This window comes from Hydrogenophilus thiooxidans (genome assembly GCF_019049855.1).
Lineage (GTDB): Bacteria > Pseudomonadota > Gammaproteobacteria > Burkholderiales > Rhodocyclaceae > Hydrogenophilus > Hydrogenophilus thiooxidans.
Window position 1 is genome coordinate 68,807 of record NZ_JAHLSY010000004.1, and the last position, 25,175, is coordinate 93,981.

The following is a 25,175-nucleotide window of genomic DNA, read 5'->3' on the forward strand; positions in this document are numbered from 1 at the left end:
CGCTTCATGAATTCGGATGAGGGGAATGCGCGTCATCGGTATCGCCGGCTGGTCCGGATCAGGAAAAACGACCTTGATCGAATGCATGATCCCGGTGTGGTGCGCCCAGGGGTTGCGCGTCGCGACGATCAAACATGCGCACCACGGCTTCGACCTCGATACCCCAGGGAAGGACTCGTGGCGTCACCGCGAAGCCGGAGCCAGCAAAGTGTTGATGCTTTCCGACGCGCGTTGGGTTTTGATGAGCGAATTGCGCGGCGCGCCGGAGCCCCCCTTCGCCGAGCAGCTGCGGTTGCTGGCGCCGTGCGATCTCGTCATCGTCGAAGGCTTCAAACGGGCGCCGATCCCGAAAGTGGAAGTGTACCGCCCGGAAGTGGGCAAACCGCCGATCTGGCCAGAAGAGCCGATGATCCGTGCCGTGGCGACCCCGGGTGGCGAGCAAGCACGGTCGGCGCTTCCTGAGGAGTGCCCGTTGCCCTTGCTCGATCTGGACCACCCAGAAGCCGTTGCCGAAGCGGCGCTCGAATTGGCCTACAGTGCCGAGCAATGGGAAGAAGAGGAGATCGAGGACAACCATGAGTGACTTGATGCCGTTTGAGGCGGCTCGCGCCCAACTGTTGGCTGCAGTCCGACCGGTTTCCGAATACGAAGTCGTCGCGCTTGCGGCAGCGCGCAATCGCGTTTTGGCCGAGCCGATCCATTCGCCGATCGCGATTCCCGAGCGTGATACCTCGGCGATGGATGGTTATGCGGTACGCGCGGCCGATGTTGCCGAACCGGGCGTGACGCTCCCGGTGACGCAGCGCATCCCGGCCGGTTCCGTTGGTGTGCCGTTGCAGCCTGGGAGCGCGGCGCGCATCTTCACCGGTGCGCCGCTTCCCGAAGGCGCCGACGCGGTGGTGATGCAGGAAATGATCGAAGCGCACGGTGACCACGTGACCTTCCATCACGCGCCGCGGCCCGGGGAAGCGGTGCGGCGCGCCGGGAGCGAAGTGGCGCACGGCGCGCGGGTACTGGAAGCGGGAACCCGCTTGCGGCCGCAAGAGATCGCGATGGCGGCAAGCGTGGGCTGTGCGCACCTGCCGGTCTTTCGCCGGGTCAAGGTTGCGCTCTTGGCAACCGGGGACGAGCTGGTCGCTCCGGGTGAGCCGTTGCCGCCAGGAGGCGTCTACAACTCCAACCGCTATCAATTGATTGCGCTTCTTGAAGCACTGGGTTGCCTGGTCACCGATTTGGGGGCGATTCCCGATACGCTCGAGGCCACTTGTGACGCATTGGCGCGTGCTGCCGAAGACGCCGACCTCATCCTCTCCACTGGGGGCGTTTCGGTGGGAGAAGCGGACCACGTGAAACCCGCGGTCGAACGGCTTGGGCGGCTGGACCTGTGGCGACTGCGGATCAAACCGGGGAAGCCGCTGGCGTTCGGTCACGTCGGCGCGACCCATTTCGTCGGCTTGCCCGGTAACCCCGTTTCGAGTTTCGTCACCTTTTTGCTGTTGGTCCGGCCGCTGCTGCTCCGACTCATGGGGGTCGATGACGTCTTACCGCACGTGATCGAAGTGCCGGCAGCATTCGCGTGGACGCGCCCGGACAAACGGCGGGAGTTCCTGCGCGCCCGGTTGAATGCGGATGGCGCCGCTGAAATCTTCCCCGATCAGGGTTCGGCAACGATCGCCTCGCTCGTCTGGGCGCAGGGGTTGGTCGAAGTGCCCGAAGGGACGCCGATCGCTCCGGGTGACCGCGTGCGCTTTTGGCCGATGAGTGAATTATTGGCGTAAGGAGCATCCCATGGCGCTTTCCATCAAATACTTTGCGCGCGTGCGCGACGCGCTGGGAACGAGCGGGGAAACACTCGCTTGGAACGCAACGTGGCAAACCGTCGACGATCTGCGTCAAGCGCTGTGCGCACGGGGTGGGGCGTGGGCCGAGACGTTGAGCCGCGAGGAGATCCACTGCGCGCGCAATCAGCAGATCGCCGCGTGGAACGACCCGATCGCCGATGGCGACGAGATCGCTTTCTTCCCCCCTGTGACGGGAGGCTGAGCGATGGCCAAGGACGCAGTGACGATCCGCGTTCAAAGCGAAGATTTCGACCCGGGGGTCGAAACGCAGCGCCTTCACGAAGCCGACCCGACCGTGGGCGCTGTCGCCACCTTTCTGGGGCTCGTGCGGGCGCACCCGCAAGAGGATGGCGCGGTGACGACGATGACGCTGGAACACTACCCAGGTATGACCGAAAAGGCGCTCGCGGCGATCGTCGACGAGGCGCGGCGCCGTTGGCCGCTTACCGCGGTGACGGTGATTCACCGCGTCGGGCCACTTGCGGTGGGGGACCGCATCGTCTTCGTCGGCTGCGCCAGTAGCCACCGCGCCGCCGCGTTTGCTGCGTGTGAATTTCTGATGGATTATCTGAAAACCCGCGCGCCCTTCTGGAAAAAGGAGACGACTGCGTCGGGCGAAACGCGCTGGGTCAAGGCGCGCGCAAGCGACGAAGAACGCGCCTTGCGCTGGTAAGCGCAGTGTCAGCGACCGCTCACGCTCTGCGGCGGTGTTGCGCTCGAGCGGTGTTTCTTTTTCAGCCGCGGGGCGTTTCAGCAACTGCGGCGCGTCCCCCCTTATTGCTGGGGCTTTTCGGACTGACCGATCCCTGCCATTTTTTGCCACATTTCTGTGGTCATCCGTGTGGCTTCTTGCATCGCTTCGAGCGTCTTGCTGGGGTCGGGCCAGAGCGTCTGGCCAATCTGTGTATTACCCCACGGAAAGGGCGGGACAACACCTTTCTGTTCTGCACTTCCCTGCTGCCACCACCGCTGCCAGAGTGCGCCGCTCGTTTCGAGTGTCCGGGTAAGAAACTGATTCATCTCCGCTTGGCTCTTCACGGTGAGCTGCGCCACTTCGTTCATCGCCGCGATCACCTGTTGGGTGACGCGCTGCGCGAACGCTTGTTGCTGCTGCTGTTGCGCCGAAGGGTCACTGGTATCCGCGAGCGCTTGCGACGCGCGGATACTCTCCTCGAAAAGCGTCCGCGCCAACTCGTTTTGCAACGCGACGAGCCGCTGCGTCTGCGCCATCGCGCTTTGCGTCAGCGCAAGCCATTCGTTCATCATCGCTGCCCACGGTTCGTCCGTCGGGCTGGGCTTCGTGGTGGTTTTCTTGCTCATGATCATCCCTCCCATTGATGGCCGCGCCTTTGCCGTTCAGTATAGCGAGCACCCACGGAATAAACAAATCGCCCTTGAAATCGATTTTTTTGCCCCCACACTGTGAGATAGCTCTATTTCCGAACGAAAGGGAACGAACGATGCGTTTCGACAAACTCACCACCAAATTCCAGCAAGCGCTCCAAGAGGCGCAAAGTATCGCGGTAGGGAACGACAACCAGTTCATCGAACCGCAGCACCTCCTGTTGGCGCTGATCGACCAAGAAGATGGTTCCACGCGGTCGCTCCTGCAACGGGCCGGCGTCAATGTTCCCGGTCTGCGCGCCGCGTTGCAAAAAGCGATCCAAGCGCTTCCCCAAGTCACCGGTACGGGGGGGGAAGTGCAGATCGGACGCGATCTGGCGAACCTGTTGAACCTCACCGACCGCGAGGCGCAAAAGTGGGGCGATCCGTTCATCGCGAGCGAAATGTTCCTCCTTGCCCTCACCGAAGACAAGGGTGAAACGGGGCGGCTCGCCAAAGAGTATGGACTTTCGCGCAAAGCGCTCGAAGCGGCGATCCAACAGGTACGAGGCGGACAAAAAGTCGACAATCCTGAGGCCGAAGCGCAGCGCGAAGCACTCAGCAAATACACCATCGATCTTACCGAACGCGCGCGCCAAGGGAAGCTCGACCCGGTGATCGGCCGGGACGACGAAATTCGCCGTACCATTCAGATTTTGCAGCGCCGTACCAAGAACAACCCGGTGCTGATCGGCGAGCCCGGGGTAGGGAAGACCGCGATCGTCGAGGGGCTCGCGCAGCGGATCGTCAATGGCGAGGTTCCGGAGACGTTGCGCGACAAACGGGTCTTGGCGCTCGACATGGCGGCGCTGATTGCAGGCGCGAAATACCGTGGGGAATTCGAAGAGCGGCTGAAAGCGGTGCTCAAAGAGATCGCGCAGGATGGCCGCGTGATCCTCTTCATTGACGAAATCCACACGATGGTGGGTGCCGGTAAGGCCGAAGGGGCGATGGACGCCGGCAATATGTTGAAACCGGCGCTCGCGCGTGGTGAGCTCCACTGCATCGGGGCGACCACGCTCGACGAGTACCGCAAATACATCGAAAAGGACGCTGCGCTCGAACGGCGCTTCCAAAAGGTGCTCGTCGAAGAACCGACGGTGGAACAGACGATCGCGATCCTGCGGGGGTTGCAAGAGAAGTACGAAATCCACCACGGCGTCGAGATCACCGACCCGGCGATCGTCGCCGCAGCCGAGCTGTCGCACCGCTACATCACCGACCGCTTCTTGCCCGACAAGGCGATCGACCTGATCGACGAGGCGGCGGCACGAATCAAAATGGAGATCGACTCGAAGCCCGAGGCGATGGACCGGCTCGAACGCCGCATCATCCAGCTCAAGATCGAGCGCGAAGCGGTGCGCAAAGAGAAAGACGAGGCAAGCCAGAAGCGGTTGAAGCTGATCGAAGAGGAGCTCGAAAAACTGCAGCGCGAGTACAGCGAACTCGAAGAGATCTGGAAAGCGGAAAAAGCCCGGATCGAAGGCACGAAGCATCTCAAGGAGCGGATCGATCAGTTGCGCGCGCAGATCGCCGATCTGCAGCGTAAAGGGCAATGGGACAAGGTTGCCGAATTGCAGTATGGCGAGCTGCCGAAACTGGAAGCGCAGCTCAAGCAAGCGGAAGAGGCGGAGCAAAGCGGCGCCCCGTTCAAACTCCTGCGCACGCAGGTGGGTGCCGAAGAGATCGCTGAAGTGGTCTCGCGCATGACCGGCATCCCGGTCTCGAAGATGATGCAAAGCGAACGCGAGAAACTTCTCAAAATGGAGGCGTTTCTGCATCGTCGGGTCGTCGGTCAGGACGAAGCGGTGCGGCTCGTCTCCGACGCGATCCGCCGCTCGCGTGCCGGGTTGGGCGACGAAAACCGTCCCTATGGTTCGTTTCTCTTCCTGGGGCCGACCGGTGTCGGGAAGACCGAGCTGTGCAAGGCGCTTGCGGAATTCCTCTTCGATTCGGAGGATCATCTGATCCGGATCGACATGAGCGAATTCATGGAGAAACACTCCGTGGCGCGGCTCATCGGCGCGCCGCCGGGGTACGTCGGTTACGAAGAGGGGGGGTACCTCACCGAGCAGGTGCGGCGCAAACCCTACAGCGTGATCCTGTTCGACGAAGTTGAGAAAGCGCACCCCGACGTCTTCAACGTCCTGTTGCAGGTGCTCGACGACGGCCGGATGACCGATGGGCAAGGGCGTACCGTCGACTTCAAGAACACCGTGATCGTGATGACGTCGAACCTGGGGAGTCAACGCATCCAACAGCTTGCGGACGAAGGGGACTACCAGGTACTGAAACTCGCGGTGATGGCCGAAGTGAAGAACTTCTTCCGCCCCGAGTTCATCAACCGCATCGACGAGGTGGTCGTGTTCCATCCGCTCAAAGACGAGCACATCGCCGGTATTGCGCGGATTCAGCTCAAGCGGTTGGAAAAACGGCTGGCGCGTCACGACATGGCGCTCAAGGTCACCGATGCGGCGCTCATGGAGATCGCCAAGGTCGGCTACGACCCGGTCTATGGCGCGCGGCCGCTCAAACGGGCGATCCAAGAGCACATCGAAAACCCGCTGGCGAAGGCGCTCCTCGAAGGACGGTTCGGCCCGAAAGATACGATCGTGGTCGATCTGCGGGGTGGGCAATTCGTCTTCGAAAAGGGCTGATCGCTCCGCAAACACCCTCCTTTCCGCGATCGCCATGGGCATCTGTGCACTGGGCGCAGGTGCCCATTTTTTTGCCCGAAACTGTGTCAGAATCCCAGGGGTTGCCGCTTGGTGGTGCGCCCAAGAGGGTTGAGTCGGTAACGAAAGGGATCGAGCCGTGTGGGGATACTGCAAATATGCGTGCGTACGGTTCCGCCTGCTGTGGGCCGGTGCGCTCTTCTTTTGCCTCCTGGTCGTACTGGGGACGCGCGCTGCGGCCCAACCGATTCAAGTCATCGACGACACCGGGCGGTCGGTGGTGCTCGTTACCCCGGCACAACGGATCGTGAGTCTGGCACCGCACGTCACGGAAAACCTCTTTGCCGCCGGGGTCGGTGATCGGGTCGTCGCGGCGGTCGACTACAGCGACACGCCACCTGAGGCGGCGCGCTTGCCGCGTGTGGGCGGCTACGCGCGACTCGATCTCGAGCGGATTTTGGCTTTCCAGCCAGATCTCATCGTCGCATGGGCAAGCGGCAACCCCGCGGAGGTGGTCGCGCGCATCGAAGCGCTCGGTGTTCCGGTCTATCGCTCCCAACCCAACCGGCTCGACGACATCGCCAAGACCCTGCGCAACCTTGCCTACCTCGCGGGTAATCCCGCTGCGGGTGAACGGGCCGCGGAGGCATTCTTGGCGCGTCGTGACGCGTTGGCTGCGCGGTATGCGGGGCGTGCCCCAGTCCGGGTCTTTTACCAGATCTGGGATCGCCCGCTGCGCACGATTGGCGGGCAGCAGATCCTTACCGACGTGATGCGCCTCTGTGGTGGTGTGAACGTCTTCGGAGCGCTTGATGCGCTGGCGCCCACCGTTTCGGTCGAAGCCGTGCTCGCAGCGGACCCCGAGGTGATCGTCGCAAGCGGCATGGGGGAAGAACGCCCTGATTGGCTCGACGCGTGGCGCGCGTGGCCGCAACTCACCGCAGTTCGTGCGGACAATCTGGTTTTCATCCCCCCGGCACTCTTGCAACGTCCGACGCCGCGGCTGCTCGATGGGGCGGAGCAGCTCTGTACGGCGCTCGAAGCGGCGCGCAGCCACCTAGCGGCGCTGCGTCACGTTCCTGCTTCGGCAGGCACGAAATGACGCCGTGGCGGATTGCCGCACGCAACAAGCGAAAGGCCATAGAGCGTGCTCAACCGTTCCGCAGTCAAGAGGGTGGCGGCTTCGCCCACCTCGGTGTCGCCATCAGGGGAAAGTAGCACCGCGTGGGTTGCGTAACGTGCCGCCCAATTGAGGTCGTGCAGGGCAGCGATCACAGCGGCCCCGGCGCGACAGCGCGCCGCCAACTGTTCGAGCACTTGGCGCTGATGGCGCAGGTCGAGGTGATTGGTTGGCTCGTCGAGCAAGTACACGTCCGGTTGCTGCGCCAGTAGGGTGGCGATCGCAACGCGCTGTTTTTCCCCGCCGGAAAGGGTATGCAACCGGCGCGCTTCGAAACCAGTGAGATCGACCGCCGCCAGCGCTTCACGGGCGATTGCAACGTCGGCTGCCGTCTCCCAACCCCAGCGGCTCAAATAGGGGTGGCGCCCCACGAGCACCGCTTCGAGCACTGTCGCTTCGCTGGGGAAAAATGGGCTCTGCGCCAGCCAGCCGCGTCTTTGCGCCTGCTCACGCGCAGACCATTGCGTCAAGGGGCGACCCGCAAGCGTGATCGCTCCGGCGGTAGCACGCCGTAATCCGGCCAACGTCGCCAACAAGGTCGATTTGCCTACGCCGTTGGGGCCGAGTACCACCCACCATTCACCCGAATGGACGGAGAGGGAGAGGCCACGGCACAACGTGCGGTGCCCCAGCGTGAGCGTGAGTGCGTCGGCGGCAAGGAGCGGTGGGGTGGGCATCGCGCGTTTTTCGTCTTCGTTAGATGCGCGCGCGCGCCAAAAGCCACAAAAAGAACGGGACACCAAGAAGCGCCGTCACGATGCCCACGGGCAATTGCAATGGCGCCCAGAGCGTTCGCGCTGCGGTGTCGGCCACCATCAAGAGGGTTCCCCCCGCAAGGATGGAACAGGGAATCAACCAGCGGTGGTCGTTGCCGATCATGATGCGCACGGCGTGCGGCACGATGAGCCCAACGAAACCCACTGATCCGACCAGCGTTACCGCGGTGGCGGTCAGAAGCGACGCCAGCAGGTAGAGTCCCCACCGCAACTGCGCCACAGGGACACCCACGCTCTGGGCTGTCGCCTCACCATACGCAAGCGCGTTAAGATCGCGCCCCCACGGTACGAGCAGGAGCGATGCCACGATGAGCGTTGCCATCGGCCACGGCGAAAAGGCGGCGCCGCTGGCATCCCCCATCAGCCAAAAGAGCATCGAATGGAGTCGCTGCTCCGGCGCCAACGTAAGCAGCAGCGCGACCACGGCGCTTGCGCCCGCTGCAACGATCACGCCGGTGAGGATGAGCCGCGTGGCCGACCAAGGGCCGGCACCGCGCGCCAAAGCGAAGACGAGCGCCATGACGACGACAGCACCCGCAAACGCCGCCGCGGCAACCGTAAGTCCCGCCGCGCCGAGCACAATCGCAGCGAGCGCCCCCACCGCCGCGCCACTTGAGACGCCGAGCACGTAGGGGTCGGCCAAAGGGTTGCGCAATAGCGTCTGCATGAGAAGCCCAGCAAGCGCAAGCAACGCGCCGGCACACCACACCGCGGCGGCACGCGCGCCGCGCAATCCCCATACGACGGGAAACGCGGGATGGTCGGGACGCCACACCGCTTCCCAGACGGTTGCAACCGAAAGCGGTAGCGCGCCGACCCCCAGCGCCAAGAGAAACCCCGCACCGGTCAAACCCACGAGCAAAAGCAGCAACGCGGCACGGTGCTCTGCAAACGGCATCGGCGAACGGAGACTTTAGTCGCGGTACCGCAAACCGACGAAAAACGTCCGCCCCGGTTGACGATAGGTCGCGGCCGTCTCATAGGTTTGAGCGAAAAGATTGCGGACTTCCGCTTCCAAACGCCACGACCGCGTTAGCGCGTAGTGCCACCAGAGGTCGGTTCGCCCGTAGCCGTCGAGTCGGGTGGTATTGGCGACATTGTCCCAGCGGGCGCGCTGGGCGTTGAGGTCGATCCCTGCCTGCCACCGTTTCGCGTCGTAGAGGAGCGCAGCTGAGAGCGCGGCAGGAGCCCGACGGGGCAGCCGCTTCCCTGTGGCTTCGTCGGTGGCAGTGAGCCAGTCGGCGTTGACCCGAAGCGTCCACGCGTCGAAGCGGTTGCTCAGCGTCAGTTCCGCCCCTTTGATCCGAGCACGCGCGACGTTTTCTGGCGGCCAACCAGCGATGAGGTTTTTGACCCGCGCATCGAAAAGCGTCAGCTCCGCAGCGGTGACGCCACGCTGCCAGCGGATCCCCACCTCTTTTTCGTAAGCCGTTTCCGGTTTCAGATTCGGATTGCCGCCGCCAAAACCGGTGTCGGGCCAGTAGAGCTGGTTGAAGGTCGGCGCTTTGAACGCGCTGCTTGCGGCAACCCGCCCCTGCCATTGCGGCGTGAATTGGTAGCGATAGGCCGCCTGGCCCGTGGTTTTCCCCCCGAACTGGGTGTTGTCGTCATAGCGGGTGGTGAGCTGCCAGCCGTGGGGGCCCTCTTCGGCTTGCCAACCCAGAAGGTAGCCGCGAACGGTTCGGCTGGTGCGGGTGTAGCGGGTGGTCGCGTCCACTTCGGTCGCGGTGAGGTCGAACGCGGCTAGGAGCACCCCGAGCGGCAACGCCACCTCGTTTTGCCAACTGAGTTGGCGCTGTGCCGTCGCGAAGCGACTCATGCTGCTGGCGCTCGCAAGCGCTTTCGACGTATCACGGGTTTCGCCCACACGCAGTGTGGAGAGCCACTCTTTCGTGAGGGGCAGGTGGGCAGTGACTTGGTTGCTGGTGAGGTCTTTGTGCAGTAACGCATTGTACGTACCCGAACCCCAGGCGTCGTATTCGTTGCGACCGCGGGTTGCGAAACTCGCGAGCGCGATTTCGCCGCCGTTGGCAAGCGACCAAGCAAGATGGGCGCTTGCGAAACGGTTGCGCCAACCGTCGCGGTCGGGTTGGTGGTTGGAATTGGCCGGCGTGGTCGCGTCGATCCCCTGGGTTCCTTCGCCGCCCAGGTCGAGTGCGTAGCGAAAGCGGGTAGTGCCACCAGAGGCGCCAACGCTCGTCAAGTACTGTTCGTGACTTCCCACACCGACGAACGCGCGCCGGTGGGGGGCTTCGGTCCCTTTGCGGGTAAAGATTTGAATCACGCCGCCGATCGCGTCCGATCCATACAGAGCGCTTGCCGGGCCGCGAACGATCTCGATCCGTTCGATCGTTTCAAGCGGTATCGCCTCCAGGGTTGCGGTCCCCAAGGTCGCGGAACCGATCCGCATTCCGTCGATGAGCACTAGTGTATGACGCGCTTCGGCACCGCGCAGAAAGAGTGATGCCGACGCGCCAGGGCCGCCGTTTTGTGCGATCCGAACCCCCGGGGTCTGGTTCAATAGGTCGACGAGGGTGCGCGCCCCACTGTGTTCGATCGCGTCGCGGGTGAGCACGGTTACTGCCGAGAGCGACGCGTCGGTACGCGTGGGCGTGCGGCTTGCGGTAACCGCGATCGTCGGCAGTGTCGGGTCGAACGCAGACATTTGCGCAACGGCGAGCGGCGTAAAGAGAGAACCCAGAGTCAAAAGAAGAAATTGCCCCTTTCTGGGGCGAGCCAGAGCGGTTACGGACATGAGCAAATACTCCCAACGTTAGCCATTCCCCCGTGGCTAAGGTGGTGGAACCCATTCGCGGCCGGTCTCCGGGCTCGGGCTATTTTCCACACCGCCTTCCCAGTCAGCCCACCCGATTCGAGCAGCGCTGCCAGTGGCGTGATGGTGCGGACAAAACCCCTACCGTTGCGGGGGCAGCAGCAGCTTTGCACCGGGGAGTCGGTGCGCACTGCTTTCCCGTTTCACCGCATCGACCAGAGGGGCGGATGCGGCACCGCGAACACGAATGAAATGCAGTAGCGAAGTATACGATTTAGCGAGCGCCAAGGTCAATATCGACCGCTTTCGCCGCGCGCGCACCGCTTGCGAGCGCCGAGACGACGTTGGGGAAATCGCGTTCGACGAGATCGCCCGCGGCGTAGAGGCGCAAAAGCGGCGTTCGCCCCCACCGGTCGGTGATGAGGTAGCCTGCCGCATCGCGGGCGAGCGCCGTGGCGGCGTCGCCAAGCGCCGCAACCAACCATTCGCTGTTGGGGGCGTAACCGATCAAGAAATGGAGGCGGTCGACCGTTGCGGCTTCCGTTTTGTCGGAAACGGTCTGCCAATGCGCAACGAGTTTCCCCGCTTCTCGACAAACGGCACGTAGGGCGGCTTGAGCAACCACCCGCACCCGGTCGGCGAAGCGTGCGGCCGCTTCACGAAGTTGCCGTTGCGCGCGCGGCTGGGATCGGCAGAGGATGAGCGCATGGCCGCCCAACTCAGCGATCATTTTGGCGTTTTCAAAGGCGTTGTCACCGCCGCCAACGATCAGAACGGTTTTGCCTTGGCACTGCTCGAGGTCACGGAACGCAAAGGGGCCATAAGCGACCTCTCCTTCGGTGAGCTCTCCCATTCCGGCCACGGTCGCAACCGCCTCGGGGCCGCGGTAGCGCAAACCGGTGGCAACGATCACTGCGGCGGCGTGTCGCGGTGTGTCGTCTGCAAGGAAGAGTCGCCACCCCTGTGGGATCGGAACCAACCGGTGCACTGTACGACCGCATTCGATCGCGATGGCTAAGGCTTCGGCATGTGCGACGAAGCGCTCGCTCATCGCAACGCCGGTCAGCCCGTGATGCCCCAAAACCCACTCGTTGGCCAGAAAATTGAAGCGCAGAATGCCGCCTGGCGCATCAGCCGCTTCGAGTACGAAGGGGGTGTAACCCAGTTGTTTTAGCCAGAGCGCGGCCGAAAGTCCCGCTGGGCCTGCGCCGATGACCGCAACGCTCAAAGAATCTGACATGCCTCGTCGAATGCCAGGCGGGGGTTGCGCGGATACAACTTGCTCGGATCTCCGACACCGAGGTTTACGAGAAACAAAGAGCGAATCGTCGTGCCGGCAAAGAAGAGCTGATCGGCACGCGCTTTGTCGAACCCAGCCATCGGGCCGCAATCGAGCCCCAGCGCGCGCGCGGCGAGGATCAGATAAGCGCCTTGCAGCGCAGCATCACGAAATGCGGTTTCGCGGGCAAGAGCCTCGTTGTGTGCAAACCAAGCGCGGGCGTCGGTATGGGGAAAGAGCTTCGGCAGCTGTTCATAGAAGGCAAGATCGTAACCGATCAACACGGTGACCGGCGCCGCCATGGTTTTCTCGACGTTTCCAGGGTCGAGGGTCTCTTTGAGCTTGGCTTTCGCTTCGGGCGACTTGATGAAGCGAAAGCGGGCCGGGCATCCGTTCGCAGCCGTTGGTCCCCACTTAAGGAGATCGTAGAGCGTGCGTAGGGTGTCGTCTGGGATGGGTTCTGGCAAGAAACCGTTGTGCGAGCGGGCTTCGGTAAAGAGTTGCGCCAGCGCGGCGTCAGAAAGCGCAGGGTTCATTTCTGGCTCCTTGAGGGGGTTTGCTGAGCAAAGATGATACCGCACGCAGAGCGCGCTGATGCGATCTGCCCACTCAGAGGAGCACCAGGTTGTCGCGATGGATCAATTCGGGTTCGTCGACATAACCCAAAAGAGTTTCGATTCGCTGACTGGGTTGCCCAGCGATGCGGCGGGTTTCGTGCGCGGCGTAATTGACGAGCCCGCGCGCCACTTCGCGCCCGTCTGGCGCGCGGCACGAAACGACTGAGCCCCGCGGGAACTCCCCCTCACACCGCGTAACGCCCACCGGCAGCAAGCTTTTGCCCGCTTGGAGTGCGGCAACTGCGCCTTCGTCGAGCCAGAGGATTCCTGCGGTTTTGAGGTGGTCGGCGAGCCACTGTTTTCGGGCGGCAAGTGGCGTGGCGCGCGCCTTCAACCAGGTGCCGATCGGTTCGCCCGTGGCCAAGCGGACGATGACGTTCGGTTCGCGGCCAGAGGCGATCACTGTGTGTGCGCCGCTGCGGCTTGCTCGTTCTGCTGCGCGGACTTTGGTGATCATGCCCCCTTTGCTGATCCCCGTACCGGCGCCACCCGCCATCAACGGCAGCGCAGGATCGTCGGCGTTTGCTTCGGAGACCAACGTGGCGTTCGGATCTTTGCGGGGGTCAGCGGTAAAGAGCCCCGCCTGGTCGGTGAGGATGAAGAGGGCGTCGGCGTCGATCGCGTTCGCAACCAGAGCGCCCAGCGTGTCGTTGTCCCCAAATTTGATTTCGTCGGTGACGATCGTGTCGTTCTCATTGACGATCGGCACGATGCCAAGGGTGAGGAGCGTGGTGAGCGTGCTGCGGGCGTTGAGGTAACGGGTGCGGTCCGCCAGGTCTTCGTGGGTAAGGAGGATTTGCGCGGTGTGGCGGTGGTGCGGACGAAACGCCTGCTCCCACGCTTCGACGAGCGCCGCTTGGCCGACAGCGGCGGCCGCTTGCAACAGATTCAACGCTTTGGGCCGTGCGCGCCACCCCAGACGGTGCATCCCACAGGCGATCGCGCCGGAGGAGACCACGCACACCTCTTTGCCTTGGGCAACGAGATGTGCGATCTGCCCCGCCCACTCCGAGAGCCGCTGGGTGTCCAATCCCGCGCCATCGTTGGTGACGAGGGCGCTTCCCACTTTGACGACCAGGCGACGGGCTTGCGCCAGCGCAGTGCGTGGGGTCGTTAGACTGCCAGAGGTGGCCTCACGCGTGGGATGTTCGGCCATCGCTCGCATCCCAGTTCATCGGTTCGCGCGCCATCGGATCCGAATCCGCGTCGTCTGCTTCGGGGGGTGTCTGGTGTGCTTTCGCGGCGTCCACCGCGTCTTGAATCGCATAGACGAGCGCTTGGCACCCTTCTCCCGTTGCTGCGCTGATCGCAAACCAACGGTCGACGGAGCCGAACCGGTCGAGGAACGCGCGATAGCGCTCGGCACGTTCTGCTTCCGGGATCAGGTCGATCTTGTTGAAGACGAGCCAGCGCGGTTTCCGATGGAGCGTTTCGTCGTAACGGCGCAGTTCTTCGACGATCGCTTGCGCGTCGCGCACCGGATCGGCGTTTGGGTCGATCGGGGCGAGATCGACTAGGTGCAGTAACAGCGCGGTCCGTTGCAGGTGGCGCAAGAAGCGGTGTCCCAGTCCGGCGCCTTCGCTCGCCCCTTCGATCAACCCCGGAATGTCGGCGACGACGAAGCTGCGGTCGACGTCGGTGCGAACCACGCCCAGATTGGGGTAGAGGGTGGTGAAGGGGTAGTCGGCCACCTTCGGACGGGCCGCGGAAATTTGCCGGATCAGGGTCGATTTGCCAGCGTTCGGCAATCCCAGCAGACCGACGTCGGCGATCACCCGCAATTCGAGTTCGAGCCGTTTGTGTTCCCCCGGTTCGCCGCGCGTGAATTGGCGCGGGGCGCGGTTGGTGCTCGATTTGAAGTGGAGGTTGCCCAAGCCTCCGCGGCCGCCGCGCGCGATCAGCGCACGTTGCCCAGGTCGCGCCAAATCGGCGATGATTTCGCCCGTGTCGGCGTCGCGCACCACGGTGCCTACGGGGACACGGACGATGAGATCGGCACCAGCTGCGCCGTACTGGTCACGCCCGCTGCCCGGCTCTCCGTTTTGCGCGCGAAAGATGCGGGTGTAACGGAAATCGATGAGGGTGTTGAGGTTGGGGTCGGCTTCGAAATAGATGCTGCCGCCGCGGCCGCCGTCGCCGCCGCTTGGCCCCCCTTTGGGAACGTATTTTTCACGCCGAAAGGCGGCACATCCGTCGCCGCCTTTCCCTGCGATCACTTCGATGCGCGCTTCGTCGAAAAACTTCATGGCTACCTCTGACGCGGGGCGACGAAGCGCACCCGATCCGTACCGATCAGGCGTTCTCTTGAACCGGACGGATATTGACGAAACGGCGCTGCTTCGGCCCTTTCACGACGAACTCGACCACCCCGTCGATGCGCGCAAAGAGGGTGTAGTCTTTGCCGCAGCCGACGTTTTCGCCGGGGTGGAACTGCGTTCCGCGCTGCCGAACGATGATGTTGCCCGCACGGACGAACTGCCCACCGTAACGCTTCACTCCGAGCCGTTTCGACTCGGAATCGCGACCGTTACGGGAACTCCCACCAGCTTTTTTGTGTGCCATTTCTGACTCCTTGCAAAAACCGAAAACCCGATCAACCTTCGATCGCGTCGATGCGGATTTCGGTGTAATTCTGCCGATGCCCTTGCCGCTTCATGTAGTGCTTACGGCGACGCAATTTGAAAATCCGGACCTTGGGGTGGCGTCCGTGTGCGACCACAGTGGCTTTGACAACGGCGCCGTCCACCAACGGGGTTCCGACTTTGACCGTGTCGCCGCTGCCGACCATCAGGACGTCGGTCAGCGAGAGCTCTGTGCCCACTTCTGCCGGTATCTGTTCTACTTTGATCTTTTCGCCGACGGATACGCGATACTGCTTGCCGCCGGTTTTTATGACCGCATACATGGCGCTGCTCCAGTCTATTCAAGCTAAGGGATGAAGAACATAGAATTTTATGATTTTGTCGCAGTTTCGTCAATGGCTTGGTACCCGTCAGACGTCTGAGCGCAACAATATCCGCCATTCGGTCCCCCTTCTGGCCCCAGCTCGATCAGCCAGTCGGCGTGGCGCAAAAAATCGGGGTCGTGTTCGGCAGCGATCAGCGTGTGTCCCGCGTCGCGCAACAGAAAGAGTGCGGTGAGCAGTTTTTCGATATCGGCGAAATGCAGCCCCGTGGTGGGTTCGTCCAGAAGGTAGAGCGTCGGTGAGGGGGCGGGTTTGGCGAGTTCGCGCGCCAATTTGAGCCGTTGCGCTTCGCCGCCGGATAGGGTGGGCGCCGGTTGCCCCAGCGGCAGGTAATCGAGCCCGAGTTGAACGAGCGTGGTCAGCACGCGGCGGATCTGAGGATGGTTGTCGAAAAGCTTCAGCGCGTCTTGTGCCGAAAGCGCGAGCGCCTCGCTGATCGTCACTCCTCGATAGCGAATTTCCAAGGTTTCGCGATTATAGCGGGCACCGTGGCATGCGGGGCAGGGTTCGATCACCGGTGGAAGGAACTGCATCTCGATTTTTCGCCACCCTTCGCCCTGACACACTTCGCACCGTCCGCCCCGGACGTTATACGAAAACCGGCTGGCAGAGTACCCGCGGGCGCGTGCTTCGGGGGTCTGCGCGAAGAGATCGCGCAACGCACCCATGATCCCGGTAAACGTCGCAGGGGTGGAACGCGCGTTGTGCCCGATGGGCTGCTGGTCGACGGTGATGATGCGCTGCCAAGGCAGTGGCTCATCGCCCGTCGCGGCGGAACTGGGCGGCGCCGCGCAGGTGCCGGGCATGAGTCGGCCCCAAGCGGGGTCGCTGGGCTGTTTGGCGAGCGTCGCACGCACGTACGGTTCGAGCGCGTCGAAAAGCAGTGACGATTTTCCCGCGCCGGAAACTCCGCACACAGCGATCAGGGCGCCTACCGGGTAGGCGATGGGGTCGCCTTTGAGATTGTGCACGCGGGCGCCGAGATGCCACACGGCGGGGTGCTCTGGCGCGATCGGTTTGCGGTGCGCGGAGAGATCGATCGGTTTGCGCAGAAAGTGGCCCGTGGGGGTGTTCGCGGCGGTGAGACCGCGATAATCGCCTTGATAGACCACTTCTCCGCCGTGTGCTCCGGCACCCGGACCGATTTCGATCAGGTGGTCGGCAGCGTGCATCGTCGTTGCGTCGTGTTCGACGACGACAACGGTATTGCCCGCGTCGCGTAACTGCTCGAGCGCGGTGAGCACTTTCCGGATGTCCCGCGGATGGAGTCCGCTCGTGGGTTCGTCGAGGACGAAGAGCACGCCCGAAAGCGCGTTACTCAGTTGGGTGGCGAGTCGCACCCGCTGCCGTTCGCCCCCGGAAAGGGTGGGGGTGCGTCGGGCCAAAGTCAGGTAGCCCAACCCCAACGCAACCATCTGTCGGAGGCGCACCTCGATCAACTGAAGGATCGGTTGCGCAACCGGATGGGTGTGGTAGTGCGCTGACCATTCGCGAACGGCAGAATGCAACGCTTCGAGAGGCAGCGCTTCGAGTTCCGGTAAGGTTGCGCCCTCGAATCGGACCGCGCGAGCGGCGGGGTTGAGACGGGTACCAAGACAATCGGGGCACAGGTGGGTGTGGTCCGCTGGTGGGGGGTTGGCTGGTGCCGTTTGGGGTGGCTGGGCGCGCTCGATCATGCCTAGGCCATGACACGTGGGGCAGGCACCGGCGGGGTGATTGAACGACAAATGGTGTGGCTCGAGTTCGGCCGCAGTGAAACCGCACCGCGGACAGGTGGGGTGGGTATCGAAGCGTAGCGTTGCGCTCTGGTCGAGGTCACAAACCAGCGCGGTTCCGGAACCGAGCGTCAAAGCGTGTTCCAGGCTGTCAGTGAGCCGCGCGCTCTGCTCGGGGCGAACTTTCAGACGGTCGATCACCACCGCCGCGTTTTCGGGGATGGGGCCGAAGCACGAATCGAGCTCGACCGTTTGCTGGTCATGCCAGAGACGGGCGTAACCAGCAGCGCGCAATGCCTCAAAGGTGGTGAGGTGGTTGGGAAGCGCGCGTTTCGGAACCAGCAGCGCAATCCGCGCTCCTTCCCAGCGGTTCAGTACGGTATCGCGGATTTCGGCCAGCGAATGACGGGCCAGGGGTTCGTCGGGATGGTGGGGGCAGTGCGGCGTTCCCAGCCGCGCGAACAGCAAACGCAACGCGTCAAGCACCTCGCTCATCGTGCCGACCGTCGAACGGGGGGAAGCGTTGAGGGTCTGTTGCGTCAGGGCGATCGCTGGGCGTAATCCGCTGATCCAGTCGACGTCGGGCCGTGGCAGTTGGTCGAGCCACTGTCTGGCGGAAAGCGAAAGGGCATCGAGGTAACGCCGCTGCCCCTCGGCAAAGAGGGTGTCGAACGCCAGGGATGATTTCCCGGAACCGGATACGCCGGTGATCACCGTTATCTGGTTGTCGGGTATCGTGAGGGAGATATTTTTGAGGTTGTGGGTGCGAGCACCGCGAATGGTGATCATGGAACGTGACTTTGCTGGTGGGTCGTGCAGGATTCGAACCTGCGACCAACGGATTAAAAGTCCGCTGCTCTACCAGCTGAGCTAACGACCCACTCTGGTTTGCCCGGCGTTGCACCGTGCGAAGAGCCGCTATGGTACGGATTTTTGTTTCGCGTGTCAACCCATTCCTGAAAGAGAGGCGCTGTGGAACAATAACACGTAACGAAAAGTTGAGGTATTCGCGATGCTCGATCGTGAGGGTTATCGCCCAAACGTGTGCATCGTCTTGGTTAATGCGCGTAATCAGGTTTTTTGGGGAAAACGGATCCGTGAGCATTCGTGGCAGTTTCCACAAGGGGGGATCAAGCAGGGGGAGACCCCTGTGGAAGCGATGTACCGCGAGCTCCATGAAGAGATCGGTCTCAGACCCGAACATGTGGAGATTCTCGGCCATACGCGCGATTGGCTCAAGTACGATGTGCCCCGCCGTTGGATCAAGCGCCAATGGCGAGACAGCTACCGTGGGCAGAAACAGTTGTGGTTTCTCCTGCGCTTCGTCGGACGGGATTTCCAGGTCAGCTTGCGCGCCACGCACCACCCCGAGTTCGACGCGTGGCGCTGGGCTTATTACTGGGTTCCGTTGGGTGGGGTGATCGCGTTCAAACGCCCCGTTTACCAGCAGGCGTTGGTCGAGTTGGCCCGTTTCCTGCCCGTACCGCCCCCGCCGCAGCGTTCGGACTATGCCCAACTGTGGCGCAAGCAAGCGGGGGAGCGAGGGGCGCAACAGGAGGCGTTGCTGCCCATCTCTCAAGAGCCGGTTTATTGTTGATCACGTTTCGTCGATGATCTCCCACGTGTGCTCGATCTGCGCGGTCTTGCCGAGCATGATCGACGCGGAGCAATATTTTTCCGCGGAGAGTTCAACGGCACGCTTGACTTTGTTGGGGTCGAGGTTACGCCCCTTCACCAGGTAGTGGAATCGGATTCGGGTAAAGACTTTGGGGTCCTTCTCTGCGCGCTCCGCGGAGAGCGTGACCGTGCAGCCGGTCACCGGTTGCCGTCCTTTTTCCAGAATGGCGACGACGTCGAATGCCGTGCATCCCCCGGCACCAGCAAGCAGCAGCTCCATGGGCCGCGGGGCCAAGTTGCGCCCACCAGCCTCTGGCGCCCCGTCCATCACGACCGTGTGTCCCGAGCCGGTCTCTGCGAGAAACGTCTTTGCCGTTACCCAACGAACCGTACATTCCATGCTTTTCTCCTCTTTGATCCATGCTGCCGATTGTAACCAACGTGCTACCCGTCGCGTCTGCGATCGGGAATAAGCGATAGCTAATGATCAATAAAAATTATTATTGTGCAACGCACAAAAAAAGCTTGCATTCTGGCCCGCGGTTCAGTATAGTAACGCCTGAGCGCAACGGAAACGGTTTTTCCGGTGTGCATGGGTGTCTCCTCCACCTCCTCCTTTGGTGTGGATTGTGCGCCGCCACATTCAAGTGGCGGCGTTTTTTTTGCATAAAACGGGTGTGGGGCGCAATGGCGCGCACGGTGATCCATGCGCGTGGTCGAAAAAAACCCGCTTACCCAGTGGGCAAGCGGGTCGAACGGGGGGGGGAGAAGTCCCTAGGAAGGGTGAAAAAGCTTACCGGTGCTTCGGTTTGCGGTGTTCGCCCCGTTTCGGCATGAACTCCTGGTCGAAAATGCGTTTTTGCGCATCTGTGAGCTGATCGTAGAACGATTCGACGATCTGGCGCTCTTTGCGCGCATCTTCGATCATCTCTTGGAGCATCGTTTCGCGCAGTTTCAAGCGCTCCAGTACCTTATCTGTCTCCTGGAACGCATCTTGTTTCGCACGATGCGCTTCGAACCGTTTTTCGTGCAGCGCTTGCCATTCGTTGCGAAACGCTTGCCAAGCCGGTTTCTGCGCCTCGGTGAGTTGCAGGAGAACCTCCAGGCGGTCGAGTTTTGCCGCTTGCCGTTCCGCCATCTGCTCTTTCCACGCTTCGGGGTCGGCAGGCATGCGCGGCCCCATCTCTTTGGGCGCCATCATGCCGGGACCATGAGGCATTTCGTCCATCGGGGAACGTGCCCAGCTGGTCATTGCGGTGGCGACAAGGCCAGAAACCAGAAGGGATGTCAGAGTCGTACGTGCGATTTGCTTGCGTGCCATTTTGCGTTCTCCTGAAAAAGGTTATGGGGTTCGATCGGTCGGGTCAGTCCCGACGGTTGTCATTAGACCATTGGGCGGCAACAGAACGATTGCGCCGTTACGTCAAAACGTAACAAAACGTAACAGCGGCGATGCGTCGCGGAATTCTTTGTACACTTCGGGAAGTTCACGGACGAAAAGGAGCACGGATGGGGTTGCCCTCGGTCTTGGTCGTGGATGACGACCCGGAGTTGCGAACGCTTCTCGTTGCCGATCTCAATCGGCGCGGTTTCGCAGCGCATGCAGTGCGAGACGGTGCAGCGCTCGACGGCGTGTTGGCGCAAGGGCTGCCCGATATCCTCGTGCTCGACTGGATGTTACCCGAAGAGGACGGTCCGACCATTTTGCGACGGCTCCGTGCCAATCCCGCCACTGCCCACTTGCCGGTTTTGATGCTGACGGCGCGCGCCGACGATTTCGATCGGATTGCTGGCTTGGAGATGGGGGCCGATGACTATTTGACCAAACCGTTTCTTCCGCGGGAACTGGAAGCGCGGTTACGAGCGATTCTGCGCCGTACCCGTGGGCTGGGTGGGGGAGCAGCTGCAACGCCGCACGGGTTGGCGCCAACTGCTTGGCGGATTGGGCCGTGGCGTTTCGATGTGGCGCGTCGCTGTCTGGTTGCCGTAGATGGGACGATCCAGCCGCTCACCGGGAGTGATTTCGCGTTGCTCTCTTTGTTCGTGCACCATCCGGGTGAGGTGCTCCATCGCGACTACCTCATGCGCGCAACCCGGGGGCGTGAATCGGACGTTTTCGATCGTGCGATCGACGTTGCGGTGAGTCGGTTGCGGGCGAAGCTCGGGCACGATCGTGACGGGATGCCCCTTTTGCGCGCCGTTCGCGGACAAGGGTACGTGTTGAGCGCATCCGTAGCGGCGGAGGATTCGTGAGCAACGACTGGCAGCAGGCGTGGCGACGACTGCAGATCCGTTTGGTCGCGACGCTGACCCTCCTCATCGTGGTCTTGGTCGCTACCTCGTGGGGATTTTGGGTGGCGATGATCGCCCAAGAACGGCAGGCCCACGTTGCCGAGCAGGTCAAAAACGCATTGACCCAAGCGGCCGAGTTGCTGGCAAACGGTGGCTGGCTGTACGAAGGGGCGACGCCGTTCCCGCCCTTGCTTGTTTGGCAAGGGCTGCCTCCGCCAGGAAGCCAGGTGCAGCCGCTTCGCGATCCGTGGCCGGAGACGTTACCGGGAATCGGTGCACCTGTCGCGTGGGTGAGCGCTGAGCAGGAGGGGGTGACCGTACTGCTTCCGGACGGTCGCCCCCTTTCGGCGACGCTCTTGCTGCCCCCGCCGCCGTCCCGAGAAGGGATGGGGTGGGCGCTTTTGGCCTTGCTGGTCGTTGCAGCCGGAAGTGGTGCGTTGGCCTATTGGGGTTTGCGTCAGGTCATGCAGCCGCTACTGTCCGCAATTTCGGTGGTGGCGCAGGGAACTGTGGCAGCCAACGACGATGCTGCCGCGCACGGTGGCGTTCCCAGGCACCGCGGGGCAACCGCCGCCACCATCGCCTGGTTGGAAGCACAGATCGAACGCCTGGTACGCGAACGCACCTTGCTGATCTCTGGTATCGCACACGATTTGCGAACACCGCTTGCGCGGTTGCGCTTGCGCGCGGAATTGTTGCCTCATGACGAGGTTCGGCAGGGAATCGTGCGCGACCTCGACGAGCTGACCTACCTTGCCGATCAAGCGAACGCCTACCTCCATTCGCTCGCACCGCCGCTTGCGGTGGAATGTCACGATCTGGTGCAGTGGCTGAAAACCCGCTATGGTGATTGGCCAGCGGTGACGCTTGTGGTACCACCATCCGCCCCGCTTGCCACTGACTTCGGTTTGTTGGCGCGCCTCATGGACAATCTGGTCGAAAATGGCCTTGCCCATGCGCAGCGGGTGTGGATTTCACTCGCTCCGGAATCCAACGAGTGGGTCGTGCAGGTCGACGATGATGGCCCCGGTATCCCGGAAGCCGAGCGCGAGCGGGTCTTTGCTCCGTTCGTCCGCCTTGACGCAGCGCGTAGCCGGGAAGCGGGGCGTGGGGTCGGATTGGGGCTGGCGATCGTGCGCAATTTGGCCGAACGGTTGGGAGAAGGGTTACAGCTTGACGATTCGCCGTACGGTGGGTTGCGGGCAATCGTGCCCCTGTACGATTTGGGAGATACACGAAAAAAGGGGCCGAAATGAAACGAGTCTCGCGTTGGGCCGTATGGGTTTTGCTCTGGTCCGTAGTGGGAGCGGGCGTTGCCATCGTTGTTCGTCACCCCTTTCCGATCGACGAGACCCGCTATTTGGCTGTGGCGTGGGAGATGCATTGGCGAGATCGCTGGTTGCTGCCAGTGCTGGAGGGGGAGCCCTACGTGCAGAAGCCGCCGCTTCTTTTCTGGCTGATCCGCGTGGGCTGGCTCGCCTTTGGCGTCTCCGAGGAGTGGCCGAGGGTAGTGGTTGCCCTCTTTGCGGTGCTTGCGCTCTGGGCAACCGCCGAATTGGCCAAGCGCCTGAGTGCGCAATCGGCAATACCCATCCCCGAAGAGGCATCTTGGTTGGCGCCACTGGTGCTTGCCGGCTTCGTTGCTTGGCCGGCCTGGAGTAGTGCGCTCTACTTCGATGTGCCCCTGACCGCTTGCGTCGTCTTGGGGGCATTGGCACTCGTTCGTCTGGCAAGCACGGGACAAGGAGGCGTTTGGCTTGCGCTGGCAACGGGATTTGGGGCGCTCATGAAGGGGCCGCTGGTGGCGATCCCCTTTGTGGGTTTGGTGGCGCTTCTGCCTATTTGGGCGGTCTGGCACCCGTGGCGTCTCCGGTTCCGACTTCAGTTGCGGGCGATTGGCTGGGGAGTGGTGGGCGCGCTCCTGCCGCTAGCCTGGCTTTTGGCGGTGTATGTTACTTACGGCAGTGACGTGGTTGGGGAGGTGCTGCGCGCGCAAGGAATAGGCCGGTTGGAGGAGGGAGCCGACCATGCCGCGCCCGGCTGGTGGTATCTGCCGGTGGTCGTTGCGATGGTCTGGCCGATGGGCTGGTTTGGGGGCGCATGGCGGCAACTCTGGCGGGCGAGGGCTCTCCCGGCGGTGCGGTTTGCGTTCGCTGCGGTTCTCCCCTCGCTCCTTATTCTGAGTGCGATTGCCGGAAAACGGGCGCAGTATCTGTTGCCGCTCCTACCTTTTTGGGCGCTGGCGTTTGCTCTTGGCGCGTTGGGAAAGTGGCGCGAAGAAGAGGCAGCAACCCGAGAACGTTGCCAAGAGCGTTCGCTGGTGCAATGGGGGCAGGCGTTGCCGCTTCTGCCGATGCTCGGTGGGGGCCTACTCCTTGTAGTGGCCCCGATGATTCCCAAATGGCGCGAGAATGTCGCGTGGCTCACCCCCCGTTGGGCAGTCGTCGGGTTGGGGCTCCTTCTGCTCTTTGTTGCCGCGTGGTGGGTTGCCACGTGGTTGCGTCGGGTGGCGCAAGGGGGAAGGGGATGGCAAAGCATACCCCATTCCCTCCATCCCGCAGCGACGGCGATTTGCCTAACCTGGAGCGTGGTTTTATGGTTCAACGCCACCGCCTCGTGGGCCAGCGACGGCGCCTTCAATCCGCAACCGATCGCTGAGCGGCTATCGGCCGCGCAAGCGGCGGGGCGGCCGGTCGTTTGGGTGGGAGGGCGCCATCACGCCGCCTGGCATTTCGCTGCACGTCGTACCGAACCCCTCCCGCGAATCGCGCCGGAGGCGCTACCCGATTGGCGGGCGCGTCATCCCGACGGGTTGGCGCTCGTTCCGGTCAGTAACCGCACACTTTTGGCGCAATACGACGATTGTCTGCGCTGGCGTAGCGACTGGGTCTGTTTCCTGGCTCACTGAATCGCCCACCATGCGCCAACGAGCGCCGCAATCGCAAGGGGAACGACACCCCACCTCCTGGGGGAGGAGATTCCTTCTTCGGCGTGGGCGACCTGTTTGATCCCAGTCACCATCGCCCGTGGCAAGGACTCGCGGTGGGCGATGCTGCCCACTGTAACCCCGATGAGATGGACCGCGATGGCCAGAAGAAAGAGGTTGGCCAACGCTTCATGGCTCTCCTCAAGCCACTTACCCCCCCAATCGTTGAACGTGAGCCAACCGGTCAATGGTGTGATGACCGCCAGCAACAGGAGGGCGACGACCGCATAGCCGCCTGCCGGGTTGTGGCTCGTATAGTGGGGCGCCGTTTGACCACTCAGGAGCGCGGCGGCGAGAGCGCGTAGGTAGGCGACCGCTTCGTGTGGGGGACGGATGAATGCCGTAAAGCGCGCAGGAGACGATCCAACCAACCCCCAGAGGATGCGAAAAAACGCGATCCCCAACGCCGCTCCGCCGCTTGCGGCATGAATCAGGCGCAGCGTTTCGAACTCGCCCGTCAGCCAGGCAATTGATACGGTAACAGCCAGGAGCCAGTGGCTAACCCGAACCGGCAGGTCCCATACCAGTGCGCGCGCGCGATGGGATTGCGGTGCATTTGCCATCACCGATCCTCCCGCTTGGTCGCTTGAGGAAGACGGACGTCGTGCTCGTCGAATAGACCCCGTTCAGCCCCTTGGTGGCAGGCGCCACAATTCGCTGGCGACAGAACCGCAGAGCTTTGCCAGAGCGATGCAGAAACTTTCCGATGTTCTTTCAGAAAATAGCTCGTTTGGGTAAGACGCGGAGGATTGCCGGGCGCGTTGCCCACTTTTCGAGGGTCCCCAGCCTCTCGGATGAGGTAGTCGGTGATGGCTTGCGTAGCCGCTTGCGACAACGCCACGCTTTCGCCATAATGGTGTTCAAGCTCAGCCATCACGGTGCGCCAATCGTTCGCATTGAGGAGTCTGGGCGGAAAAGGAACATGGCAGCTGCCACACTCGTCGCGAAACGGTTGCGGCGCCGTTTGGAGCCAATCGCTGCGCTGATCGGCAAAGGCGGGGAGCAGCGCACAAAAGCTGAGCGAAGCCCCAACAGCGAGTGGGCGGATGAAAGAGAGTTGGCACGGCATCGGATCG

General features: G+C 62.7%; 25 protein-coding genes, 1 tRNA gene and 1 riboswitch. Of the genes, 10 read left to right on the plus strand and 16 right to left on the minus strand.

Features of this window, described 5'->3' with window-relative positions; all coding sequences use genetic code 11:
• The first annotated feature begins 25 nt into the window (after positions 1-25).
• The 4 genes from mobB to moaE are packed head-to-tail and all read left to right on the plus strand — an operon-like array spanning position 26 to position 2,514.
• Complete coding sequence (mobB, locus tag KUL93_RS03030; protein ID WP_249419208.1) at positions 26-583, plus strand: molybdopterin-guanine dinucleotide biosynthesis protein B; 558 nt, start codon at positions 26-28, stop codon at positions 581-583.
• The gene (locus tag KUL93_RS03035) at positions 576-1,778 is read left to right on the plus strand and encodes a molybdopterin molybdotransferase MoeA (RefSeq protein WP_217125644.1); all 1,203 of its coding nucleotides are present in this window, start codon (positions 576-578) and stop codon (positions 1,776-1,778) included. The genes mobB and KUL93_RS03035 overlap by 8 nt, the downstream gene beginning before the upstream one ends.
• 10 nt (positions 1,779-1,788) lie before the next feature.
• The gene (gene moaD, locus KUL93_RS03040; RefSeq protein WP_119334663.1) at positions 1,789-2,043 is read left to right on the plus strand and encodes a molybdopterin converting factor subunit 1; all 255 of its coding nucleotides are present in this window, start codon (positions 1,789-1,791) and stop codon (positions 2,041-2,043) included.
• A 3-nt stretch (positions 2,044-2,046) separates the two neighbouring features.
• Complete coding sequence (gene moaE, locus KUL93_RS03045) at positions 2,047-2,514, plus strand: molybdopterin synthase catalytic subunit MoaE (protein WP_217125645.1); 468 nt, start codon at positions 2,047-2,049, stop codon at positions 2,512-2,514.
• A 101-nt stretch (positions 2,515-2,615) separates the two neighbouring features.
• Here moaE and KUL93_RS03050 read toward each other — a convergent pair whose 3' ends face one another.
• A complete protein-coding gene (locus KUL93_RS03050; protein WP_217125646.1) occupies positions 2,616-3,161 on the minus strand; it encodes a phasin family protein in 546 nt (181 codons plus the stop codon).
• A gap of 140 nt (positions 3,162-3,301) precedes the next feature.
• Between KUL93_RS03050 and clpB the strand changes: the two genes are divergently transcribed.
• The gene (clpB, locus tag KUL93_RS03055) at positions 3,302-5,881 is read left to right on the plus strand and encodes an ATP-dependent chaperone ClpB (protein WP_217125647.1); all 2,580 of its coding nucleotides are present in this window, start codon (positions 3,302-3,304) and stop codon (positions 5,879-5,881) included.
• Positions 5,882-6,038: 157 nt separating this feature from the next.
• Positions 6,039-7,001 (plus strand): cobalamin-binding protein, encoded by a 963-nt coding sequence (locus KUL93_RS03060; protein WP_217125648.1) that lies wholly within the window; start codon positions 6,039-6,041, stop codon positions 6,999-7,001.
• On the opposite strand, the gene KUL93_RS03065 is transcribed toward KUL93_RS03060, so the two are convergent.
• From KUL93_RS03065 to KUL93_RS03115, 11 genes are all read right to left on the minus strand, one after another.
• Complete coding sequence (locus tag KUL93_RS03065; protein WP_217125649.1) at positions 6,971-7,756, minus strand: ABC transporter ATP-binding protein; 786 nt, start codon at positions 7,754-7,756, stop codon at positions 6,971-6,973. The genes KUL93_RS03060 and KUL93_RS03065 overlap by 31 nt on opposite strands.
• A gap of 19 nt (positions 7,757-7,775) precedes the next feature.
• Positions 7,776-8,753: a FecCD family ABC transporter permease gene (locus tag KUL93_RS03070; RefSeq protein WP_217125650.1), complete on the minus strand. Its 978-nt coding sequence runs from the start codon at positions 8,751-8,753 to the stop codon at positions 7,776-7,778.
• Between the two features lie 15 nt (positions 8,754-8,768).
• Positions 8,769-10,610 carry a TonB-dependent receptor domain-containing protein gene (locus KUL93_RS03075; RefSeq protein WP_217125651.1) on the minus strand — a complete coding sequence of 614 codons (1,842 nt, stop codon included), beginning with the start codon at positions 10,608-10,610 and terminating at the stop codon, positions 8,769-8,771.
• A gap of 42 nt (positions 10,611-10,652) precedes the next feature.
• Positions 10,653-10,883, minus strand: a riboswitch (cobalamin riboswitch).
• Between the two features lie 19 nt (positions 10,884-10,902).
• Positions 10,903-11,868, minus strand: coding sequence for an NAD(P)/FAD-dependent oxidoreductase (locus KUL93_RS03080; protein WP_217125652.1), 966 nt, complete (start codon positions 11,866-11,868; stop codon positions 10,903-10,905).
• Positions 11,853-12,443, minus strand: a complete 591-nt coding sequence (locus tag KUL93_RS03085; RefSeq protein WP_217125653.1) for a malonic semialdehyde reductase — start codon at positions 12,441-12,443, stop codon at positions 11,853-11,855. The genes KUL93_RS03080 and KUL93_RS03085 overlap by 16 nt, the downstream gene beginning before the upstream one ends.
• A gap of 73 nt (positions 12,444-12,516) precedes the next feature.
• Complete coding sequence (proB, locus tag KUL93_RS03090) at positions 12,517-13,680, minus strand: glutamate 5-kinase (RefSeq protein WP_217125654.1); 1,164 nt, start codon at positions 13,678-13,680, stop codon at positions 12,517-12,519.
• On the minus strand, positions 13,658-14,770 hold the full coding sequence (obgE, locus tag KUL93_RS03095; RefSeq protein ID WP_217125655.1) for a GTPase ObgE: 1,113 nt from the start codon (positions 14,768-14,770) through the stop codon (positions 13,658-13,660). Before obgE ends, proB begins: the two co-directional genes overlap by 23 nt.
• Positions 14,771-14,816: 46 nt before the next feature.
• The gene (gene rpmA / locus KUL93_RS03100; RefSeq protein WP_217125656.1) at positions 14,817-15,086 is read right to left on the minus strand and encodes a 50S ribosomal protein L27; all 270 of its coding nucleotides are present in this window, start codon (positions 15,084-15,086) and stop codon (positions 14,817-14,819) included.
• A 31-nt stretch (positions 15,087-15,117) separates the two neighbouring features.
• Positions 15,118-15,429: a 50S ribosomal protein L21 gene (gene rplU, locus KUL93_RS03105; protein ID WP_119334676.1), complete on the minus strand. Its 312-nt coding sequence runs from the start codon at positions 15,427-15,429 to the stop codon at positions 15,118-15,120.
• Positions 15,430-15,476: 47 nt separating this feature from the next.
• A complete protein-coding gene (locus tag KUL93_RS03110; protein ID WP_217125657.1) occupies positions 15,477-17,993 on the minus strand; it encodes an excinuclease ABC subunit UvrA in 2,517 nt (838 codons plus the stop codon).
• Positions 17,994-18,008: 15 nt separating this feature from the next.
• Positions 18,009-18,084 (minus strand) — tRNA-Lys (locus tag KUL93_RS03115).
• Between the two features lie 132 nt (positions 18,085-18,216).
• Here KUL93_RS03115 and KUL93_RS03120 point away from each other — a divergent pair.
• Complete coding sequence (locus tag KUL93_RS03120; RefSeq protein WP_217125658.1) at positions 18,217-18,801, plus strand: RNA pyrophosphohydrolase; 585 nt, start codon at positions 18,217-18,219, stop codon at positions 18,799-18,801.
• On the opposite strand, the gene KUL93_RS03125 is transcribed toward KUL93_RS03120, so the two are convergent.
• Positions 18,802-19,221 (minus strand): OsmC family protein, encoded by a 420-nt coding sequence (locus KUL93_RS03125; protein WP_119334679.1) that lies wholly within the window; start codon positions 19,219-19,221, stop codon positions 18,802-18,804.
• A gap of 393 nt (positions 19,222-19,614) precedes the next feature.
• Positions 19,615-20,142, minus strand: coding sequence for a Spy/CpxP family protein refolding chaperone (locus KUL93_RS03130; RefSeq protein ID WP_217125659.1), 528 nt, complete (start codon positions 20,140-20,142; stop codon positions 19,615-19,617).
• 188 nt (positions 20,143-20,330) lie between these two features.
• On the opposite strand from KUL93_RS03130, the gene KUL93_RS03135 reads away from it, so the two are divergent.
• The 3 genes from KUL93_RS03135 to KUL93_RS03145 are packed head-to-tail and all read left to right on the plus strand — an operon-like array spanning position 20,331 to position 24,021.
• A complete protein-coding gene (locus KUL93_RS03135; protein ID WP_119334681.1) occupies positions 20,331-21,074 on the plus strand; it encodes a response regulator in 744 nt (247 codons plus the stop codon).
• A complete protein-coding gene (locus tag KUL93_RS11660) occupies positions 21,071-22,369 on the plus strand; it encodes an ATP-binding protein (protein WP_217125660.1) in 1,299 nt (432 codons plus the stop codon). The genes KUL93_RS03135 and KUL93_RS11660 overlap by 4 nt, the downstream gene beginning before the upstream one ends.
• Positions 22,366-24,021, plus strand: coding sequence for an ArnT family glycosyltransferase (locus KUL93_RS03145; RefSeq protein ID WP_217125661.1), 1,656 nt, complete (start codon positions 22,366-22,368; stop codon positions 24,019-24,021). Before KUL93_RS11660 ends, KUL93_RS03145 begins: the two co-directional genes overlap by 4 nt.
• Here KUL93_RS03145 and KUL93_RS03150 read toward each other — a convergent pair.
• Together KUL93_RS03150 and KUL93_RS03155 are read right to left on the minus strand one after the other, a co-directional pair.
• Positions 24,015-24,662 (minus strand): cytochrome b/b6 domain-containing protein, encoded by a 648-nt coding sequence (locus KUL93_RS03150; RefSeq protein WP_217125662.1) that lies wholly within the window; start codon positions 24,660-24,662, stop codon positions 24,015-24,017. The two genes, KUL93_RS03145 and KUL93_RS03150, sit on opposite strands and share 7 nt — an antisense overlap.
• A complete protein-coding gene (locus KUL93_RS03155) occupies positions 24,662-25,168 on the minus strand; it encodes a diheme cytochrome c (protein WP_217125663.1) in 507 nt (168 codons plus the stop codon). Before KUL93_RS03155 ends, KUL93_RS03150 begins: the two co-directional genes overlap by 1 nt.
• Positions 25,169-25,175 lie beyond the last annotated feature (7 nt).

Coding starts and splice junctions, on each gene's coding strand:
- mobB (WP_249419208.1), top strand. CDS start 26: ATGCGCGTCATCGGTATCGCCGGCTGGTCCGGATCAGGAAAAACGACC.
- KUL93_RS03035 (WP_217125644.1), top strand. CDS start 576: ATGAGTGACTTGATGCCGTTTGAGGCGGCTCGCGCCCAACTGTTGGCT.
- moaD (WP_119334663.1), top strand. CDS start 1,789: ATGGCGCTTTCCATCAAATACTTTGCGCGCGTGCGCGACGCGCTGGGA.
- moaE (WP_217125645.1), top strand. CDS start 2,047: ATGGCCAAGGACGCAGTGACGATCCGCGTTCAAAGCGAAGATTTCGAC.
- KUL93_RS03050 (WP_217125646.1), bottom strand. CDS start 3,161: ATGAGCAAGAAAACCACCACGAAGCCCAGCCCGACGGACGAACCGTGG.
- clpB (WP_217125647.1), top strand. CDS start 3,302: ATGCGTTTCGACAAACTCACCACCAAATTCCAGCAAGCGCTCCAAGAG.
- KUL93_RS03065 (WP_217125649.1), bottom strand. CDS start 7,756: ATGCCCACCCCACCGCTCCTTGCCGCCGACGCACTCACGCTCACGCTG.
- KUL93_RS03070 (WP_217125650.1), bottom strand. CDS start 8,753: ATGCCGTTTGCAGAGCACCGTGCCGCGTTGCTGCTTTTGCTCGTGGGT.
- KUL93_RS03075 (WP_217125651.1), bottom strand. CDS start 10,610: ATGTCCGTAACCGCTCTGGCTCGCCCCAGAAAGGGGCAATTTCTTCTT.
- KUL93_RS03080 (WP_217125652.1), bottom strand. CDS start 11,868: ATGTCAGATTCTTTGAGCGTTGCGGTCATCGGCGCAGGCCCAGCGGGA.
- KUL93_RS03085 (WP_217125653.1), bottom strand. CDS start 12,443: ATGAACCCTGCGCTTTCTGACGCCGCGCTGGCGCAACTCTTTACCGAA.
- proB (WP_217125654.1), bottom strand. CDS start 13,680: ATGGCCGAACATCCCACGCGTGAGGCCACCTCTGGCAGTCTAACGACC.
- obgE (WP_217125655.1), bottom strand. CDS start 14,770: ATGAAGTTTTTCGACGAAGCGCGCATCGAAGTGATCGCAGGGAAAGGC.
- rpmA (WP_217125656.1), bottom strand. CDS start 15,086: ATGGCACACAAAAAAGCTGGTGGGAGTTCCCGTAACGGTCGCGATTCC.
- rplU (WP_119334676.1), bottom strand. CDS start 15,429: ATGTATGCGGTCATAAAAACCGGCGGCAAGCAGTATCGCGTATCCGTC.
- KUL93_RS03110 (WP_217125657.1), bottom strand. CDS start 17,993: ATGATCACCATTCGCGGTGCTCGCACCCACAACCTCAAAAATATCTCC.
- KUL93_RS03120 (WP_217125658.1), top strand. CDS start 18,217: ATGCTCGATCGTGAGGGTTATCGCCCAAACGTGTGCATCGTCTTGGTT.
- KUL93_RS03125 (WP_119334679.1), bottom strand. CDS start 19,221: ATGGAATGTACGGTTCGTTGGGTAACGGCAAAGACGTTTCTCGCAGAG.
- KUL93_RS03130 (WP_217125659.1), bottom strand. CDS start 20,142: ATGGCACGCAAGCAAATCGCACGTACGACTCTGACATCCCTTCTGGTT.
- KUL93_RS03135 (WP_119334681.1), top strand. CDS start 20,331: ATGGGGTTGCCCTCGGTCTTGGTCGTGGATGACGACCCGGAGTTGCGA.
- KUL93_RS03145 (WP_217125661.1), top strand. CDS start 22,366: ATGAAACGAGTCTCGCGTTGGGCCGTATGGGTTTTGCTCTGGTCCGTA.
- KUL93_RS03150 (WP_217125662.1), bottom strand. CDS start 24,662: ATGGCAAATGCACCGCAATCCCATCGCGCGCGCGCACTGGTATGGGAC.
- KUL93_RS03155 (WP_217125663.1), bottom strand. CDS start 25,168: ATGCCGTGCCAACTCTCTTTCATCCGCCCACTCGCTGTTGGGGCTTCG.